An 18,979-nucleotide genomic window follows, 5' to 3' on the forward strand; every position below is an offset into this window, starting at 1 on the left:
CTTCAGCGGCGTGAACGCCGCGCTCAACATCGAACGGTCGGTAACCGGCCAGCCGTGGCGCTGGCGTCGGCCCGCGGACCCGAACCTGCCAATGGACGCGCTGATCGACGAGCTGCTGCTCGGGCGCGGCGTCGCGCGTGAGGACTTGCCGCGGCACCGCGATCCGAAAATCCGCGACTTCCTGCCCGACCCCAGCTGCTTCCAGGACATGGACAAGGGCGCAAAGCGACTGGCCGAGGCAGTTCAGGCGGGCGAGACAATCGCAATCTTCGGCGATTATGACGTCGACGGCGCGACTAGTGCGGCGCTGCTGGTATTGCTCCTGCGCCAGCTCGGCGCCGAGCCGATGGTCTACATCCCCGACCGGTTGATGGAGGGATACGGCCCGTCGGGCGAAGCATTGGTCGAGTTGAAGAATCGCGGTGCATCGCTCGCCGTGACGGTGGACTGCGGCGCGCAGGCCTTCGACGCACTCGCGCAGGCCAAGGCCGCCGAATTCGACGTCATCGTCGTCGATCACCACCAATGCGCGAGCCTGCTCCCAGTCGCCTTTGCGATGATCAACCCCAACCGCCTCGACGAAAGCGAGGATGGCGCGGCGCACGGCCACCTGGCGGCGGTGGGGATGGCGTTCCTGCTGGGCGTGGCGCTGATCCGCGACCTTCGCCGCCGTAACTTTTTCGAGGGCCGCGACGAGCCCAGGATGCTCGACCTTCTCGACCTGGTCGCGCTTGGCACCGTTGCTGACGTCGCACGGCTCAAGAGTCTCAATCGCGCTTTCGTGACCCAGGGTCTCAAGATCATGGCGGGCAGGCAGAACATCGGCCTCGCCGCCCTCGCCGAAGCGGCACGGCTGGTGAAACCGGCAAGCTGCCGCGACCTCGGGTTTGCGCTTGGCCCGAGGATCAACGCCGGCGGCCGCGTCGGCAAATCCGATCTGGGGGTGCGGCTGCTCACCACCACCGATAGCGAGGAAGCCCGGACCCTGGCCGCCGAGCTCGATCGCCTCAACGAGGAGCGGCGGGCGATCGAGATGCTGGTCATCGAACAGGCCGAGGCGCAGGCGCAAAGCCAAGCGGATTCGCCGGTCATCACGGTGATGAGCAACGGCTGGCACCAGGGGGTGATCGGCATAGTCGCCGGAAGACTCAAGGAGCGGTTCGGGCGGCCGGCGATCGTCATCGCGGAATGCGAGGACGGCACGGGTAAAGGTTCCGGCCGGTCGATCGGCGGCGTCGACCTCGGCGCGGCCGTACTCGCCGCCAAGGACAGCGGGCTGCTGATTGCGGGCGGCGGGCACGCGATGGCCGCCGGTCTCACCTTGCCAGCCGACGGGCTCGAACCGTTCCGCGAATTCATCAATCAGCGGCTCGCTACGGACATTGAAAAGGCGCGGAGCGACAAGGCACTGTTGCTGGACCTCATGCTGTCGCCCGGTGGGATCGCCGGCGCGCTGTGCGATGCACTCGATTCGGCTGGCCCTTACGGGGCTGGCTGGCCAAGCCCGCGCGTCGCCGCCGGCCCGGTCCGGCTGATCAAGACGAGTATCGTCGGCGACGGCCACGTGCGCGGAATCGCGGCCGGCGACGACGGCAAGAGCTTCAAGTGGATCGCCTTCCGAAGCGCCTCCGGCGAGCTTGGACAAGCCCTGCTGGGCAGCGCACCCGATACCCGTTGGTGGCTGGCGGGGTCGATCAAGCGGGACGAGTGGAATGGCGGCAACGCGGCGGAAATGCACGTCGACGACGCCGCGCTTGCTTGACGCTTCGGGGGCCGTCGCCTAACCGGCACGCGCCTTCACCGGCCCCATCGTCTAGCGGTCTAGGACGTCGCCCTTTCACGGCGAAAACACGGGTTCGAGTCCCGTTGGGGTCACCAAAGTACGAGGTAACGCCGCTGGCCAAGCGCTTTGCCATTGTCGTGCTCACCGCACTGGCGACCGCCGGTTGCAATCGGGGCCTGCTCGATCCGGTCGGCCCCGTAGCGGCCGCCGAAAAGCAGATCATGATCAATTCGACCGCGATCATGCTCGCGATCATTATCCCCACGATGATCGCGACGGTCGCCTTCGCCTGGTGGTTCCGCCGCGGAAACAAGAAGGCGACCTACCGGCCTGACTGGGAATATTCGGGCGCGATCGAAATGGTTGTGTGGGCGATCCCGGCGCTGACCATCATGCTGCTGGGCGGCATTACCTGGATCAGCAGCCACGACCTGGATCCCGGCAAGCCGCTCAAATCCGCGAACCCGGCGATTAATGTCCAGGTGGTCTCGCTCGACTGGAAATGGCTGTTCATATACCCCGACCAGGGCATCGCGACCGTCAATCAGCTCGTCGTTCCGGCGGGTACGCCCATCAACTTCCGCCTGACTTCGGCCACGGTGTGGAACGCCTTCTTCGTCCCCCAGATGGGGAGCATGATCTACACCATGCCCGGCATGGCGACGCGGCTTAACCTGCAGGCTGACCGCCAAGGCGAATATGAAGGGATCTCGGCCCACTTCAGCGGCGACGGCTTTCCCGGCATGCAATTCAAGGTGCAGGCGATCCCGGCCGACCAGTTCGCGATGTGGGCGCAGGGTGCACGCGGCAACCCGCCACTCGACGGCAAGGCTTATGCCGAGCTGGCCAAGCCGAGCAGTTACGTGAAGCCGATCACCTATGGCTCCGTCGCGCCCGGCCTGTTCGACGCGATCATGATGAACAAAGCACCGCAGAAGATGCTTCCCCACAACCCGCCAGCGCCGCCGGCAGGAGCCTGACGATGTTCGGACGGCTCACCTGGGACGCGATCCCGTTCCACGATCCAATTCCGCTGATCACCTCGCTGGTTGTCATGCTGGCGCTCGGCGCGATCGCAATCTGGGTCCAGAAGATGAAGGCGTGGCCTTATTTGTGGAACGAGTGGTTCACGTCCACGGACCACAAGCGCATCGGCGTCATGTACATCGTCCTTGCGCTGGTGATGCTGGTCCGGGGCTTTGCCGACGCGATCATGATGCGCCTGCAGCAGTCGCTCGCGATTGGCGCGTCGCAGGGCTATTTGCCGCCCGAGCATTACAATCAGATCTTCTCCGCGCACGGCACGATCATGATTTTCTTCGTCGCCATGCCTTTCGTGATCGGCTTCATGAATTTCGTGGTGCCCCTGCAGCTCGGCGTCCGCGACGTCGCCTTCCCGACCATGAACAACGTGAGTTTCTGGTTGAGCGCGTCGGGCGCCCTGCTGATTAACATCAGCCTGGTCCTCGGCGAGTTCGCGCGGACCGGGTGGCTCGCCTTTCCGCCGCTCAGCGAGAAGGCATTTTCGCCCGGGGTCGGGGTCGATTACTACCTCGTCGCGCTACAGATATCCGGCGTGGGGACGACGCTGACCGCGGTCAATTTCGTGACAACGATCCTCAAGACCCGCGCACCTGGCATGAGCTACCTCAGGATGCCGATCTTCTGCTGGACTTCGCTTGCGTCCAACCTGCTGATGCTCGCGGCCTTCCCGGTGCTGACCGCCACCTTGGCACTGCTGATGCTCGACCGCTACCTCGGCTTCCACTTCTTCACGAACGACGGCGGCGGCAACTCGATGCTGTACATGAACCTCATCTGGGTGTGGGGTCACCCGGAGGTTTACATCCTCGTCCTGCCCGCGTTCGGCATCTACTCGGAGATCGCGTCGACCTTCTCGGGCAAGCCGCTGTTCGGATACCGGTCGATGGTCTTCGCGACGCTCGCGATCTGCATCATCTCGTTCATGGTCTGGCTGCACCATTTCTTCACGATGGGCGCCGGCGCGGACGTCAACGCGATCTTCGGCATCGCCAGCATGATCATCGGCGTCCCGACCGGCGTGAAAATCTACAACTGGCTGTTCACGATGTACGGCGGCCGCGTCCGGTTCACTGTCCCGGTGCATTACCTGATCGGCTTCATGCTGACCTTCGTCATTGGCGGCCTGACCGGCGTATTGCTGGCGATCCCGCCGGTCGACTTCGTAGTCCACAACAGCCTGTTCCTGGTCGCCCACTTCCACCAGGTGATCATCGGCGGCGTCGTGTTCGCGCTGATGGCCGGCTACACTTACTGGTTCCCCAAGGCCTTCGGGTTCACGCTCGACGAAAGGCTCGGCAAGGCCATCTTCTGGTGCTGGTTCATCGGGTTCCACCTCGCCTTCATGCCGCTTTACGTCCTCGGCCTGTGGGGCGGGACAAGGCGGATGCAGCATATCAACGATCCGACTTGGGCACCGTGGCTAAACGTTGCGCTGCTCGGTGCAGTCATCATCGGCGCTGGGATCGTGCTGACCGTGGTCCAGCTGCTTTATTCGATCAAGACGAGGGACCAACGCCGCGACATCACCGGCGACCCCTGGGACGGCCGGACGCTCGAATGGCTGACCCTGTCGCCGCCGCCGCATTACAATTTCGCGGTGCTCCCCGACGTGCACGGCGAAGAAGCCTATTGGATGCGCAAGCAGACGGCGATCAAGCAGGACCAGCTGATCAAGGAGCCGGACTACAAGCCGATCGAAATGCCGCTGAACACGCCGACCGGCGTGGTCGTCGCCTTCTTCGCCTCGGTCTGCGGGTTCGCCGTCATCTGGTACATCTGGTGGCTGGCGATCCTTGGCCTGATCGGCGCCTTCGCCGCGCTCGTCTGGTACGCATGGCGTGACGAGCATGAGCATGTCATTCCGCTCGAGGAAGTCCGCAAGAATGCGCGCGAGCGCCGCCGCATTCGCAAGGAACATCTCCACAAGTTGAGCCAGTCCACATGAGCACCGTTAGCGAAACCCCCGCGATCGGGCTGACTCACCACGGTTCGGAAGACACCGGCCTCGGGCATCGCGGGCCGGAATCGAAGAGCATCGTCGTCCCCTACGGCTTCTGGCTGTTCGTGCTCAGCGACATGGTGCTCTTCTCGGCGCTGTTCGCGACCTACGCGAGCCTGGTCAACGCGACCGATGGCGGCCCGACGACCAACCAGTTGTTCGACCGCAACCTGGTCGCGATCGAGACCATCGCGCTGCTGATTTCCAGCTTCGTGTGCGGCCTCGCCATGATCGCGGCCAAGCGTAAGAACATGCTGTGGACGCAGGTCTGGCTGCTGGTCACCGGCCTGCTCGGTTTCGTGTTCCTGTCGATCGAGCTGTTCGAGTTCGCAAAGATGATCAACGAGGGCGCGCCGCCGCAGCGCAGCGCCTTCCTCTCGGCCTTCTTCACCCTGGTCGGCTGCCACGGTGCCCACGTCACTGCGGGCCTGCTGTGGCTGGGCACGATGATGGCGCAGATCTGGGCCAAGGGATTTCGCCAGGACATCACCCGCCGCCTGCTGTGCTTCAGCGTGTTCTGGCACGCGCTCGACATCATCTGGGTGGCGATCTTCACCATCGTCTATCTGATCGGGACATTGCCATGACCGAACGCGACCCCGAACAAATGAACGTCGCCCCAGGCGAGCCACACGACAGCATGCTGAGCGAGACGATCAGCTATGTGATCGGCCTTGGCCTGGCCCTGCTCCTCACCGGCATTTCGTTCTGGGTGGCGTCGACGACGACCTTGTGGGGCCCTGGCGTTGCGACCGGGCTAGTCGTGCTGGCGATCGCGCAGATGGGCGTGCACCTGGTGTTCTTCCTTCACATTACCAGCGGCCCCGACAACACCAACAACGTGCTGGCGCTCGCCTTCGGCGTGCTGATCGTGTTCCTGGTGATGGTCGGCACGATCTGGATCATGGCGCACATGAACGCCAACATGGCGCCGCCGCCCGACCTGATGAACCTGCACAACCAGCGCGGCTAAAGCCGCAGCGCGGCAAGCCCGATCATCACCAGGAGCGTGACGACGCTCGCGCCCATCGCGATGACCGCGGAGACACCCTTGCCGCGCGCATAAGCGAGAGTGATTCCGATCTTCACCGCCATGTTGGCGATGATCGTCCCGGCGATCGCGATTGCCGCGAGCAAGGGCGAGATCGCGTCGGGCGACAGGCCGCCAAGCGTGATGATCGCGGTATCGACGTCGGTCGAGCCGACGATCAGCAGGAGCACTGCAATGCCCTGCTCGCCGAAGCGGCCGGCAGCCCATTTGGCGGCGACAGCGGCGAAGGCGACAAACAGAACGAAACCCAGCGCAGGAAGGATGGCGATCGGGTTGCCGGGCGGCGCTGGCGCATCGCTTTTCGGAGCCTTCCGATAGAGCCAGAAACCCGCTGCCCAGGCGGTGATGATCGCCGGGAACAAGATGATCGCGAACGGCACGAACACGCGTGTCGCGAGGATCCCGATGAGCAGCAGGACGCGCAGATACATAACGGCCGTCGCCAGCGCGATGCCGGCCGGCTCCGCACCGCCCTTCTCCTCGCTGCCGAGCCGCTGCGCCAGCGATTGTGTGACCGCGGTCGAGCTGTAGGCGCCGCCGATCAGCGCGGTGGCGATCGTCCCGTGCCGCTCGCCGAAAATGCGGTTGGCGACATAGCCCAGGAACGAGAAGCCGGTGACCAGCACGACGACCAGCCACAGCTTCTGCGGGTTCCACGCGCCCAGCGGCCCATAATGGCCATTAGGCAGGAAGGGCAGCACCGCGCCGGCGATGACAGCGTAGCGCGCGAGGGCTTTCACATCGTCCTCGTCTAGCTTGTCGAGGAAGCCGTGAAGCTCCGCCTTGAGCGCGAGTATCAGCGTAACCACCGCCGCCCCTGCGATCGCGAATCCCGGCTGGCCGAAGCCGGCGATGAAGCCGAGCCCGACGGTCGTCAGCGCGGCAATCGGAGTCGTTGCGTCAGGCCTCGACTTGAGGCCGGGCCGATTGGCGAAACCGATCGCAAGCACCGCAGCACATCCGGCCACAATCGCCCCGGCCGCGAAGGGCTGGCCCATCTCTCCGGCAAGCCCCGCGAGCCCCGACGCCAGTCCGAGCAAGGTGAAGGTGCGGACGCCGGCAACGCGCGTTCCCGCGCGAAGGCTTCGAAGATCGAAGCCCCGCTCAATCCCGATCAGCAGGCCGCACGCGAGCGCGGTCGCAATCGACAGCGCGTGCCAGCCCCAGTCGTTCACGCCATCGCCCTAGATGGAGAGGCCGGGATCGCCTTCGAGCACTTCCTGGACCAGTTGCGGCCGTTCGCCCGGCGCCCAAAGCTTCGCCGTATGCACGATCCTGTAGCGGAGCGGCCCGCCGTCGGGCGTGCTCGCCCGGGCGATTGGCGGCGGAATGCAGACGAACTCGGTCCGCATCTCATCGCCAGTGAGCCGCACGGTCGCATAACCATGACCGCCAATATCCACGAAAGCGAGGTGCGGTGCCAGATCGGGGTTCTTCAACGCCCGCGCCTTGGTCCGGTCGAAGGATTTGGCATATTCGAAACATGACCGGACGCCGTGGGTCAGCATCATGTCGTAAGTGCACTCTGGCTTGGCCGCGCCCGGACGGTCGGCGAGGTAAAGCGGCCGGAACTTGTCGTCTTTCTTTATCGTGTACTGGTTGGCCTCGCCACCGCCCACGCTCGACATCGACCCGCCGGTGAAAATCAGGCCAACAGGCTCAAACTTGCCGGGCGGCAGTTGCGCGGAAGCATAGCCGGCCCAGAAGCTGTGGAGGTCGCCCGAAACACTGGCGAAACCGGTGATGTTGGCGTCGCGGACGAGATCATAAATCTCGGCGCGCTCGATCCATGCGCTCCCGAAGTCGCCGCCTTGCACGTTGGCGAACCGGCCCGCCGGCCACTTCGCCTTGGTCAGGCCGGGCGGGAAATTCTCAGGATCGGCGCGCTGCTCGTGAGTGGCTTGCGAACTCGCCCAAATCTTCCAGGTCGCAGTTGAGTTGCGGAGGCGGTCTTTGAACCACGCCTTCTGAGTCGCTCCGAAAAGGGTCTGTGGGGGCTTGTCCTTGCTCGGATTGGGGACGGTCGCGCCGTTGAATTCGAGTTCGGCCGGCGGGTTGCCGCCGTTGAACGCGCGGCCGCCGTCGAGGACCTGGAGCAGGTCGTCGGGGAACATCCCGAAATCGGCCCAGTCGGCAAGCTTATCGGTTGAGGATTCCTCAAACGGGTTTGGTCCGCGATGGCTGCGCTCGTCGGTGAGGATGAGGTCTAGGTGGCGGCCATAGCGCAACGTCCGGTAGATGATCAGGCTGTTGATCGCGGCGATGTTGTTGGGCTCCAAGCCGAGGCCGCCATCGTCGAACCTCTCGATCTTGACGTTCTTCACGGGCACCGAGCCGAACTGCTCGAGCGATCCGCTCGGCGCCTTCACCCGCGCCGGGATATTCTCGAACCAGACCTGGTTGGCCGCCACCTTGATCGTTTGCCCGGGCTGTTCGAACTTCGGGTTTTTGAGGATGCTCTGCCAGCCCTGCCACGAGAATTCGTGGTTGTCCCAGATGCACACGAACGGCCAGCGAGCACGCGCATCCTGCAGGTCGGGATCGGCGAGATAGCCCTTCCACACCGCACGATATCCATCGACGGTCGTGGGAAGGTGGAAAATGGCGACCTTCAGCGCGTCCGGAATCCGCGCCACCTCGTAGAGATTGCGGCCGAAACGGGGCTTCCCGTCTTCCGGATATTGAATGAGCTCGTAGATAAAATCGCCAAGGTGCAGGACAAAATCGAGCTGGTCCTCAGGCTGTGCCCGCTCGTCCTCGAAGATCATGCGACGGTAGCCGTTGAGCTTGCTTTCGTTAACGTCCTGGCAGCTGACGAAGGCGAACTTCACCGGACGCGGGTCGTTCGGTTCGGGCGCGGTGATGGTACGCCCAACGCGGCTGCCGTTTCCGTCGGAGTCGGTGAACCGGTACCAATAGGTCGTCGCGGGCTTGAGCCCGCCGACCAGTACCCGGCTCGTCCAGTCAGACGCCGCTAACACCGGCGCCGGCGCGTGGGCGATGACGTGGCGGAACTCCGAATCCTTCGCGACCTCGACGGTAAGCACTTGCCGAGTGCCTGACGCGAACGGGCGGCGGGTCCAAAGGATGACGCTGCTCGGATCGGGGTCACCCGATGCGACGCCCTCGGGATAGAGATCGCGCCGCTCGGTCCATTTGGTGCGAGACGCGCGGGCCGGCCCGGTCCACGCGAGTGCGGCGCCCATCGCCGCCGCTTGTTTGACGAAATCGCGGCGGCTGAGCGTCATCGGACTATCCCCCCTTCAGTCTCTCCGCATGCCAGGCGAGATGATCGGCCATGAACGTCGAGATGAAATAATAGCTGTGGTCGTATCCCGGCTGACGACGGAGCGTCAGCGCGATCCCCGCCTGCTTGCATGCTGCTTCGAGCAACTCCGGCCGCAATTCCTTTTCGATGAACGCATCCGCCGTGCCGACATCGACGAGGATTTCATCGACGAATGCACCATCTTCGATCAGCGCGATTGAATCATGCTTGCGCCAACTCGCGCGATCGGCGCCGAGATAGCCGCCGAGCGCCTTCTCGCCCCACGGTACCTGGCTCGGGGCAACGATCGGGGCGAAAGCCGAGACGCTGCGGAATCGCCCGGGGTTACGGAGCGCAACAGTCAGCGCGCCGTGCCCACCCATCGAATGGCCGGTGATGCCCTGGCGGTCCATGTCGACCGGAAATTCCGCAGCGACCAACTTCGGAAGTTCGTCCGTGACGTAGCTCCACATGCGAAAGTTTGCCGCCCACGGCTCTTCCGTTGCGTCGACGTAGAAGCCTGCGCCCTGACCGAAGTCATAGGCCTCGTCGTTCGGAACGCCCTCGCCGCGCGGGCTTGTGTCAGGCGCGACGAAGATGAGGCCTTGGCTTGCACAGGCGGCGCGATACTCGCCTTTCTCGGTAACGTTGGCGTGGGTGCAGGTCAGGCCCGACAAATACCAGACAACCGGCAGCTTGCCGCCGGATTGAGCGTGCGGGGGCAGGAAGATGGAGAAAGTCATGTCCGTCGACGTCGCGGCTGACGGGTGTTTCATCACCAGCTGACGTCCGCCGTGCGCCCAATTCTCGGTGACGATCTCCATCAGTAGACGACGACCGCCCGGATGCTCTCGCCCGCGTGCATCAGGTCGAAGCCCTTGTTAATCTCCTCGAGCGTGAGCTGGTGCGTGATCATCGGATCGATCGCGATCTTCCCGTCCATGTACCAGTCGACGATCTTGGGGACGTCGGTGCGGCCCTTGGCGCCGCCGAACGCGGTGCCGCGCCAGTTGCGCCCGGTGACCAGCTGAAACGGCCGCGTCGCGATCTCCTTGCCGGCTTCGGCGACGCCGATGATGATGCTGGTGCCCCAGCCGCGGTGGCAGCATTCCAATGCGGTGCGCATCACGTCCGTGTTGCCGGTCGCATCGAAGGTATAGTCGGCGCCGCCGTCCGTGATCTCCACGATCTTCGCGACCACGTCCTCGCGGCTCATGCCCTTGGAATTGAGGAAATCGGTCATGCCGAACTTCTTGCCCCATTCCTCGCGCGCGGGATTGATATCGACGCCGACGATCTTGTTCGCCCCGACCAGCTTCGCTCCCTGGATGACGTTGAGGCCGATCCCGCCGAGGCCGAACACGACCACGTTGGCGCCTGGCTCGACCTTAGCCGTCTTCACGACGGCTCCGACGCCGGTCGTAACGCCGCAGCCGATGTAGCAGCTGGTGTTGAACGGCGCGTCCTCACGGATCTTGGCCACCGCGATTTCGGGGAGGACGGTGAAGTTCGAGAAGGTCGAGCAGCCCATGTAGTGGAAGATGGTCTCGCCCTTGTAGGAGAAGCGCGAGGTGCCGTCGGGCATCACACCCTTGCCCTGGGTCGCGCGGATCTTGGTGCAAAGGTTGGTCTTGCCGCTGAGGCACGACTTACATTCGCGGCATTCGGGCGTGTAGAGCGGAATGACATGGTCGTCCGGCTTCACGCTGGTGACCCCCGGGCCGACTTCGCGCACGACGCCCGCGCCTTCGTGCCCGAGGATCGACGGGAAGATGCCTTCGCTGTCGAAGCCGTCCAATGTGTAGGCGTCGGTGTGACAGATGCCGGTGGCCATGATTTCGACCAGCACTTCGCCCTGCTTCGGCCCGTCGAGATCGACCTCGACGATCTCGAGCGGTTGCTTGGCGGCGAAGGCGACGGCGGCACGGGTCTTCATGGTGGTCCCCCAGGGATGATTTGCGCCCGCCATTGCCACCGGAAAGCCGTTCGGCCAAGCTGAATGGATGGGGAAAGAGCTTGAGGGTCGCCATGCGCTGATCACCGGCGGCGGGACCGGGATCGGTGCCGCGGCCGCTTCGCATCTCCACGCTGCCGGGGCCAAGCTGTCTCTGCTCGGTCGGCGGATGGAGCCGCTCCAGCAGGTTGCCGAGAAGCTCGGCGGCTATGCGATCGCCTGCGACGTCACCCAGCCCGACCAGATCCGCAATGCGTTCAACGAAGCGCGCACCATCAACGGGCCGATCGACCTGTTGATCGTCAATGCCGGGATCGCGGAGAGCGCGCCGTTCCATAAGATGACGCGCGACAGCTGGGACAGGATCATCGCCACCAACCTGACTGCAGCGTTCGACTGCGCCCAGGCGGCGATCGGCGACCTGATGGAAAGCGACAACGGCCGGCTCGTGTTCGTTGCTTCGGTCGCGAGCCTTCGCGGCGTTCCCTACGCGGCCCATTACGCGGCATCGAAGCACGGGCTCCTCGGCCTGATGCGCAGCCTCGCCGCCGAATATGCCAAGACCAAGCTGACCGTGAACGCGGTCTGCCCCGGTTATGTCGACACGCCGATGACCGACCAATCGATCGCCCGTGTGTCCGAGGTCACCGGTCGCAGTTCAGACGACAGCCGCTCGATCATCACCAACCAGAATGCGAGCGGACGGCTGGTCGATCCGCAGGCGATCGGCAACGTAATCGCCATGCTGTGCCTGCCCGTTAGCCAGGACATCAACGGCGCCGCGGTGACCATCGACGGGGGAACGAGCGCGTGAGCTTCGACCCGAAGGACTTCGCGCCAACCCATTTCCTGTGGGACTTCGCCGACGGGGTCGCGACGATCACGCTCAACCGGCCCGAACGCAAGAACCCGCTGACCTTCGAAAGCTATGACGAGCTGCGCGATACGTTCCGCGCGCTCGACCGCTGCTGGGACGTTCGCGCAATCGTCATCCGCGGCGCGGGCGGCAATTTCTGCTCGGGCGGCGACGTCCACGAGATCATCGGCCCGCTCACGAAAATGGACCGCGAGGGCCTGCTCGGCTTCACCCGGATGACCGGCGACCTGGTGCGGGCGATGCGCGCCTGCCCCCAGCCGATCATTGCCGCGGTCGAAGGCGTGTGCGCCGGGGCGGGCGCGATCATCGCCATGGCCAGCGACCTCCGCATCGCCGCGCCAAATGCCAAGACTGCCTTCCTGTTCGTGCGCGTCGGCCTGTCGGGCGCGGACATGGGCGCGTGCGCGATCCTGCCGCGGATCATCGGCCAGGGACGCGCGGCCGAGCTGTTGTTCACCGGACGGTCGATGAGCAGCGAGGAGGGATTCGCCTGGGGCTTCTGGAACCGACTAGCCGACGATCCCTATGCCGACGCGCAATCGCTCGCGCGCGAGCTGGCGAAGGGCCCAACCGTCGCCAACGCGGTGACCAAGAAGCAGCTCGACGCCGAATGGCATGTGTCGGTCGAGGAAGCTCTGGAGCTGGAAGCGCAGGCACAGGCGCGGTGCATGGAGACCAACGATTTCAAGCGCGCTTACGAGGCTTTTTCGAACAAGCGCACGCCGGAGTTCCAGGGTGACTGACCTCAGCTGGCCCTTCTTCGAACCCAGGCACCGCGAGCTAGCCGACACGCTCCAGCGCTGGTGCACGGACAATCTCACTGGCCGTTACGCCGAGGACCCGGACAGCGAATGCCGGACCTTGGTGCGCGAGCTGGGCGCGGCGGGATTCCTCAAGCTCAGCGTCGCCGACGCCAAGCACCGCCCGGACGTGCGCAGCCTGGCGATCGCGCGCGAGACGCTTAGCTATCACAGCGCGCTCGCCGACTTCGCCTTCGCGATGCAGGGCCTCGGATCGGGGGCGATTTCATTGTTCGGGACTATCGAGCAGAAGCGCGCGTGGCTGCCCAAGGTCGCCAGCGGCGAAGCCATCGCCGCCTTCGCCATGACCGAGCCGGAATGCGGTTCGGACGCCGCGAACATGTCCACCTCGGCGATGCGCGACGGCAACGAATGGGTGATCGTCGGCGAGAAGACTTACATCTCCAACGGCGGCATCGCGGATTTCTATTTGACCTTCGCTCGCACCGGTGAAGGCGAAGGCGCGCGCGGGCTTTCGGCGTTCATCGTCCCGGCCGAGGCGGTCGAGGTCGTCGAGCGGATCGAGGTGGTTGCGCCCCACCCGCTCGCGCGGCTGAAGTATGACAATGTCCGCATCCCGGCCGACACGATCATCGGCGAGCCGGGCGAAGGCTTTCGCATCGGCATGGAGACGCTGAACTTGTTCCGAGTGACAGTCGGCGCGGCGGCGCTGGGGTTCGCGCGGCGCGCGCTCGATGAGGCGATTGGCTTTGCCAAGGGCCGCCGGCTTGGCAGCGGAACGCTCGCCGACAATGCGGTGACTCAGGAAAAGCTCGCCGACATGGCGCTCGCGGTCGATGCGTCGGCGCTGCTGATCTACCGCGCCGCGTGGCAGCAGGACATTGGTGGTTCTGGGGCGAGCACCGACAACCGCCGCGCCGCGGCGATGGCCAAGCTCCACGCGACCGAATCCGCGCAAGCGGTAATCGACGCGGCCGTGCAGATGCACGGCGGTGCGGGCGTCACCAAGGGCGTAAAGGTCGAATCGCTCTACCGCGATATCCGCGCCTTGCGCATCTACGAAGGAGCATCCGAGGTGCAGCGCCAGATCATCGCCCGCGACTTGCTGAAGGAGGTTCGCCCATGAAGATCCTGCAGCCCCCAGGCTGGCGGCGGCCCAAGGGCTATTCGAACGGCATCAGCGCGAAGGGCCGGATGATCTTCACCGGTGGCATCGTCGGCTGGGACGAGAACGAGAGCTTCCCCGAATATACTTTGCACGCCCAGTTCGCTCGGGCGCTCAGGAACACGCTCGCGATCCTGGCCGAGGACGGCGCCGGGCCACAGCACGTCGTGCGCATGACCTGCTACGTCACCGACCGGCACGAATATTTGGTGTCGCGCGACGAGATCGGCGCTGCGTGGCGCGAGATCATGGGCGCCAACTATCCGGCGATGGCGCTGGTCGAGGTCAAGGGCCTGGTCGAAAGCGCCGCCAAAATCGAGATCGAGACGACGGCCGTCGTCGAAGAGTGATGCGCGACCGTTTCGTCGAGGAAAGATTGCCGCCGCCGGAGCTGCTTCCGGAATTCAGATTCGACCTGCCCGAGCTCAACTATCCGGAAAGGCTGAACGCCGCAGCGGCGCTGCTGAACGCCGGAGCGCCCGACGCGCTTGCAGTCGTCAACGACCATGGCCGCTGGACCTATGAGGAGCTCGACGACTTCAGCGGGCGCATCGCGCGGCTGCTGGTCGAGGAAGAAGGGCTTATCCCCGGCAACCGCGTGCTGCTGCGCGGACCCAATTGCTATACGATGTTCGCGGCGTGGCTTGGCGTTATCAGGGCCGGCGGCGTGGTCGTCGCCACGATGCCGCTGCTTCGCCCGGGCGAGATCGCAACCGTGATCGAGCGCGCGCAAATCAGCCATGCAATCATCGACAGCCGCTTCATCGGCGATTTCCGCCAGGCTGTCGAGCAGACCCACAGCGTCAAGCACATCGTCAAATACGACGGCGATTACGGCAAAGGTGAGCTGGAAACGCGCACAGCACAGCTAAAACCGCTCCCCGCCGCCGACACCGGCCGCGACGACCCGTGCATCATCGCCTTCACCAGCGGCACGACCGGCGTGCCCAAGGGCTGCGTCCAGTTCCACCGCGACATACTCGCGCCCTGCGATACGTTCGCGAAGCACCTGATCGATCCGAAGCCCGGCGACGTGTTCCTGACCTCTGCGCCAATGGCCTTCACCTTCGGGCTCGGCATCACGCCGATGTTCCCGCTGCGCTTCGGCGCGGCGAGCGCGACCATCGAAGTGGGCGGACCGGACAAATTGCTCGACGCGATCGCGAAGTTCGGGGTCACGCACCTCGGCACCGCGCCGACTGCCTACAAGGCGATGCTGTCGCAGCCCGCGCTCGATACGGCGCTGAAGACCCTTCGTTATTGCATCTCGGCCGGTGAGCATCTGCCCGAAGCGACCTGGCGCGCGTGGCAGGAGCGGACGGGGATCGCGATCACCGACGGCATCGGATCGACCGAGATGATGCACATCTTCGTCTCCGCCGCGGGCGACGACATCCGCCCCGGCTCAACCGGCAAGGTGGTGCCGGGCTATGAGGCAACCGTGCTCGACGATTTCGGCGAACCGCTGCGCGAGGGCGTCGGCCGCCTCGCGATCAAGGGGCCGACCGGCTGCCGCTACCTCGATGACGAGCGGCAGAAGAACTACGTCGAGCACGGCTGGAACGTCACCGGCGACACCTACCGCCGCGACGCTGACGGATACTATTGGTACCTCGCGCGCAGCGACGACATGATCGTCAGCTCGGGCTACAATATCGGCGCGCCCGAAGTGGAGAATGCTTTGCTCGGTCACCCCGCGGTCGCCGAATGCGCGGTGATCGGCGTGCCCTGCCCAGAGCGCGGGCAAAAAGTGAAGGCGTTCGTGGTGCTGGCGAGCTTCGCCGAGCCGAGCGACGAGCTGGTCAAAGGCCTTCAGGATTTCACCAAGGAGCAAATCGCGCCGTACAAATATCCGAGGCTGATCGAGTTCGTCGAGGCGTTGCCCAAGACCGCGACGGGCAAGCTCAGGCGGAGCGAATTGAGGACTCAAAGTGACGGCTGAAGCAAAGTTACCGGGCGCATTGCTTGAGCGTGCTTCCCTTCGTGGGAGCGAGTACGCGTGGTCGATAGAGGATATTCCTGCAGTCATCGATGCGGCTGAACAGGCGAATCTGATCAGCGTCGGCGGACAGTTGCAGTTTCGGCTGCCTGACGGTGCCACATGCGAGTGTTATTGGGTGGAAGTCGACGCCCTACGTGACCTACCTACTGAGTTGAGTTGGGTCGACCGAGTTCACGCCACAGCCTCGGCAGCGAGGCAACAATTTGGCGAGCTGAAGCAGCAATATAGTTTCACCGCTGAAGGTAGAGACGCGTTTGGGTCGATAGTCTTAGAGTTCGAGGCGAACGGTGGCTCGCTTACCGACGCAATGTGCTTCGTCTGGTACGTCGACTCCGAAGGGACCTACTCAAACTCCACGATGACCTGATCGACCGCGAGGCTGTCGCCGGCCTTGGCCGGGGTCGCCTTGACCGTCGCCGCCTTCGGCGCGCGGAGGATATTCTCCATCTTCATCGCTTCCATCACCGCGACCGGTTGCCCCGGCTCGACCTTGTCGCCGATCTTGACGTCGAGCTTGGTCAACAGCCCCGGCATCGGCGCGAGCAGCAGCCGCGACAGGTCCGGCGCGGGCTTGTCTAGCATGAACGTCGACAGGTCTGCGATGTGCGGTGACAGCACCTGCACCTTGTGGCTCGCTCCGCGCGTCTGGAGCTCCCAGTTGCGGCCGACCCGACGGACCTGCACGATGCGGTGCCGCCCGTCGACGACCGCCGACAAGAGCCGCTGGCCCGGCGCCCACTTGCCCACGATGTCGATCGGCCCTTCGCCATCGAGCACCGCAAGTGTCCCACCCTTGTAGGGCTTGATCCGGACCAGGTGCTTGTCGCCGCCGATCTTCACCACGCGCTCGCACGGCACATGGATCGGCGGGCCGAGCTGGCCGTCGATCTCCGCCCCGCGCTCGTCGGTGATGACCGCAACCATGCCGGCGATCACCGCGAGGTCGGACATCAATTGCGCATCGGCCGGCGCGCCCTCGAACCCTTCGGAATATTCGTCGGCGATGAAGTCGGTCGCGAGGTCGCCCTTGCGGAAGCGCGGGTGCTGCATCAGCGCCGAGAGGAAGTCGACATTGTCGGAAATGCCGTCGATCACGAACTGGTCGAGCGCATCCACTTGCGCGTCGATCGCCGCGTCGCGGCTCGGCGCCCAGGTGATCAGCTTCGCGATCATCGGGTCGTAGAACATGCTGATCTCGCCGCCGTCGGCGACGCCGTCGTCGACCCGGACGACGAGATCCTTCTCGCGGTGAGTCCGCGGCGTCCAGTAACGGATCAGCCGGCCGGTCGAGGGCAGGAAGCTGCGGTACGGGTCCTCGGCATAGACCCGCGTTTCGACCGACCAGCCGTTGATGCCGATGTCGTCCTGTGTGATCTTGAGCTTTTCGCCCGCCGCAACGCGGATCATCTGCTCGACCAAATCGAGGCCGGTGATCTCCTCGGTCACCGGATGCTCGACCTGCAGCCTGGTGTTCATTTCGAGGAAGTAGAAGCTGTTGCCCGACGGGTCGGCGCCGTTGACGATCAGCTCGACTGTGCCGGCGCTGTAATAGCCGACCGCCCGCGCCAGCGCGACCGCCTGCTCGCCCATCGCTTTCCGCATTTCCGGCGAGACGAAGGGCGATGGCGCTTCCTCGACCACCTTCTGGTTGCGGCGCTGGATCGAGCATTCGCGCTCGTTCAGATAGAGGATGTTGCCGTGCTGGTCGCCGAGCACCTGGATCTCGATGTGGCGCGGCGCCTCGATGAACTTCTCGATGAACACGCGGTCGTCGCCGAAGCTGTTGAGGCCTTCGCGCTTCACGGAGTCGAAGCCTTCGCGCACGTCCTTCTCGTTCCAGGCGAGGCGCATGCCCTTGCCGCCGCCGCCCGCCGAGGCCTTCATCATCACCGGGAAGCCGATGTCTTTCGCGATCTTCAGCGCTTCGTCGGTGGTCGCGATGTCGCCCAAGTAGCCGGGGACGACATTGACGCCGGCCTTCTGCGCCAGCTTCTTGGATTCGATCTTGTCGCCCATCGCGGCGATGGCCTTGGGTGGCGGGCCGATGAAGGCGATCTTCTCCTTGGCCAGCGCCTTGGCGAAGCTCTCGCGCTCGCTCAAGAAGCCGTAGCCCGGGTGCACCGCCTCGGCGCCGGTCGCCTTGCACGCGTCGATGATCAGCTCGGCCTTCAGGTATGACTCCGACGCGGGCGGCGGCCCGAGGCGGACGGCCTCGTCGGCCATCTTGACGTGGGGCGCGCGGGCGTCCGCGTCGGAATAGACCGCGACCGTCTTGATCCCCATGCGCTTGGCCGTGCGGATCACCCGGCAGGCAATTTCCCCGCGATTGGCGATCAGGATTTTCTTGAACATGCCTACTTCAAATCCTTCGGAGAGCGTCGCCAAAACCAAACCGCGCCGGCAATGTAAATCACGGCGAGAATGGGAATGACAAACGAAAGCTCGCGATCAACTCTCGCATCGCAAATCGGTGAGCTATCCGGACCAAGGCCACACTGCAGCAAGACTTGCAGCCAGATGAAGTAGGCCAAAAGCAAATACGCCACGGATGCGGCGACAAAGAGAGTCGCCTTCAATTCGTCACCTCGGTTTCTTAGCGAGGTAGACGCCGACCGCCATGACGAGCAAGCCGATGGCGCGCTGAACCGTCAGGCTCGTCCGCGCCGCGCCGAACAAGGCAAAATGGTCGATGATCGCGGCGGCGATGAGTTGGCCCAGCAGCACGAAGAAGATCGCGTTGCCGACGCCGATCCGCGGCGCCGACCAGGTCACCGCGAGGATATAGAAAACGACGCCGAGCGCGGCGAGATAATACCAAGGCGAGAGGCCGGCGAAGACCCCGCGCGGCGGCAAGCCGACGAAGGCGAGTACGATCGCGGTCATCACGAAGCCGACGCCGAACAGGATCGCGCTCGCCGCGACCGGGCTTGCGATATGCTGGCCGAAGCCTGCGTTGAGCGCGGCGGTGACTGGAATGCCCATGCCGACGACCGTCATCAGCAAGGCGATGGCGGTGAAGCTCGCGCCGGCAGATTGGCCGCTCACTCCGCCGCCTCATCGAAAAGGCGCAGTATC

General features: G+C 64.6%; 16 protein-coding genes and 1 tRNA gene. 11 read left to right on the plus strand and 6 right to left on the minus strand.

The annotated features are described in order from the left end of the window. Positions 1-10: 10 nt before the first annotated feature. From recJ to cyoD, 6 genes are all read left to right on the plus strand, one after another. Positions 11-1,762, plus strand: coding sequence for a single-stranded-DNA-specific exonuclease RecJ (recJ, locus tag AC4K8G_RS06805; RefSeq protein ID WP_491733403.1), 1,752 nt, complete (start codon positions 11-13; stop codon positions 1,760-1,762). Between the two features lie 40 nt (positions 1,763-1,802). Next, positions 1,803-1,878: transfer RNA gene (locus AC4K8G_RS06810), tRNA-Glu, on the plus strand. Then, positions 1,867-2,763 carry a ubiquinol oxidase subunit II gene (cyoA, locus tag AC4K8G_RS06815; RefSeq protein ID WP_491733404.1) on the plus strand — a complete coding sequence of 299 codons (897 nt, stop codon included), beginning with the start codon at positions 1,867-1,869 and terminating at the stop codon, positions 2,761-2,763. The genes AC4K8G_RS06810 and cyoA overlap by 12 nt, the downstream gene beginning before the upstream one ends. A 2-nt stretch (positions 2,764-2,765) precedes the next feature. Continuing rightward, positions 2,766-4,772 (plus strand): cytochrome o ubiquinol oxidase subunit I, encoded by a 2,007-nt coding sequence (gene cyoB, locus AC4K8G_RS06820; RefSeq protein ID WP_491733405.1) that lies wholly within the window; start codon positions 2,766-2,768, stop codon positions 4,770-4,772. Beyond that, positions 4,769-5,413 carry a cytochrome o ubiquinol oxidase subunit III gene (cyoC, locus tag AC4K8G_RS06825; protein WP_491733406.1) on the plus strand — a complete coding sequence of 215 codons (645 nt, stop codon included), beginning with the start codon at positions 4,769-4,771 and terminating at the stop codon, positions 5,411-5,413. The genes cyoB and cyoC overlap by 4 nt, the downstream gene beginning before the upstream one ends. Further along, positions 5,410-5,799: a cytochrome o ubiquinol oxidase subunit IV gene (gene cyoD / locus AC4K8G_RS06830; RefSeq protein WP_491733407.1), complete on the plus strand. Its 390-nt coding sequence runs from the start codon at positions 5,410-5,412 to the stop codon at positions 5,797-5,799. Before cyoC ends, cyoD begins: the two co-directional genes overlap by 4 nt. Here the strand turns inward: cyoD and AC4K8G_RS06835 are convergent. From AC4K8G_RS06835 to AC4K8G_RS06850, 4 genes are read right to left on the minus strand one after another with little or no spacing between them, the layout of a single operon-like run. Then, positions 5,796-7,052, minus strand: a complete 1,257-nt coding sequence (locus tag AC4K8G_RS06835; protein WP_491733408.1) for an MgtC/SapB family protein — start codon at positions 7,050-7,052, stop codon at positions 5,796-5,798. The two genes, cyoD and AC4K8G_RS06835, sit on opposite strands and share 4 nt — an antisense overlap. Before the next feature lie 9 nt (positions 7,053-7,061). Then, positions 7,062-9,125: an alkaline phosphatase D family protein gene (locus AC4K8G_RS06840; RefSeq protein WP_491733409.1), complete on the minus strand. Its 2,064-nt coding sequence runs from the start codon at positions 9,123-9,125 to the stop codon at positions 7,062-7,064. Positions 9,126-9,129: 4 nt separating this feature from the next. After that, positions 9,130-9,969 carry an S-formylglutathione hydrolase gene (gene fghA / locus AC4K8G_RS06845; RefSeq protein WP_491733410.1) on the minus strand — a complete coding sequence of 280 codons (840 nt, stop codon included), beginning with the start codon at positions 9,967-9,969 and terminating at the stop codon, positions 9,130-9,132. Beyond that, complete coding sequence (locus AC4K8G_RS06850) at positions 9,969-11,081, minus strand: S-(hydroxymethyl)glutathione dehydrogenase/class III alcohol dehydrogenase (protein WP_491733411.1); 1,113 nt, start codon at positions 11,079-11,081, stop codon at positions 9,969-9,971. The genes fghA and AC4K8G_RS06850 overlap by 1 nt, the downstream gene beginning before the upstream one ends. A 67-nt stretch (positions 11,082-11,148) precedes the next feature. Here AC4K8G_RS06850 and AC4K8G_RS06855 point away from each other — a divergent pair, with 67 nt between their 5' ends. From AC4K8G_RS06855 to AC4K8G_RS06875, 5 genes are read left to right on the plus strand one after another with little or no spacing between them, the layout of a single operon-like run. Then, positions 11,149-11,913 (plus strand): SDR family NAD(P)-dependent oxidoreductase, encoded by a 765-nt coding sequence (locus AC4K8G_RS06855; RefSeq protein ID WP_491733412.1) that lies wholly within the window; start codon positions 11,149-11,151, stop codon positions 11,911-11,913. Next, positions 11,910-12,719 carry an enoyl-CoA hydratase family protein gene (locus AC4K8G_RS06860; protein ID WP_491733413.1) on the plus strand — a complete coding sequence of 270 codons (810 nt, stop codon included), beginning with the start codon at positions 11,910-11,912 and terminating at the stop codon, positions 12,717-12,719. The genes AC4K8G_RS06855 and AC4K8G_RS06860 overlap by 4 nt, the downstream gene beginning before the upstream one ends. After that, the gene (locus AC4K8G_RS06865; protein WP_491733414.1) at positions 12,712-13,863 is read left to right on the plus strand and encodes an acyl-CoA dehydrogenase family protein; all 1,152 of its coding nucleotides are present in this window, start codon (positions 12,712-12,714) and stop codon (positions 13,861-13,863) included. The genes AC4K8G_RS06860 and AC4K8G_RS06865 overlap by 8 nt, the downstream gene beginning before the upstream one ends. After that, the gene (locus tag AC4K8G_RS06870) at positions 13,860-14,252 is read left to right on the plus strand and encodes a RidA family protein (RefSeq protein ID WP_491733415.1); all 393 of its coding nucleotides are present in this window, start codon (positions 13,860-13,862) and stop codon (positions 14,250-14,252) included. Before AC4K8G_RS06865 ends, AC4K8G_RS06870 begins: the two co-directional genes overlap by 4 nt. Continuing rightward, a complete protein-coding gene (locus AC4K8G_RS06875; RefSeq protein WP_491733416.1) occupies positions 14,252-15,844 on the plus strand; it encodes an AMP-binding protein in 1,593 nt (530 codons plus the stop codon). The genes AC4K8G_RS06870 and AC4K8G_RS06875 overlap by 1 nt, the downstream gene beginning before the upstream one ends. 402 nt (positions 15,845-16,246) lie before the next feature. Here AC4K8G_RS06875 and AC4K8G_RS06880 read toward each other — a convergent pair whose 3' ends face one another. Together AC4K8G_RS06880 and AC4K8G_RS06885 are read right to left on the minus strand one after the other, a co-directional pair. Beyond that, a complete protein-coding gene (locus tag AC4K8G_RS06880) occupies positions 16,247-18,256 on the minus strand; it encodes an ATP-binding protein (RefSeq protein ID WP_491733417.1) in 2,010 nt (669 codons plus the stop codon). A gap of 228 nt (positions 18,257-18,484) precedes the next feature. Further along, the gene (locus AC4K8G_RS06885; RefSeq protein WP_491733418.1) at positions 18,485-18,949 is read right to left on the minus strand and encodes a DMT family transporter; all 465 of its coding nucleotides are present in this window, start codon (positions 18,947-18,949) and stop codon (positions 18,485-18,487) included. Positions 18,950-18,979 lie beyond the last annotated feature (30 nt).

This window comes from Sphingomonas sp. SP3 (assembly GCF_058514305.1).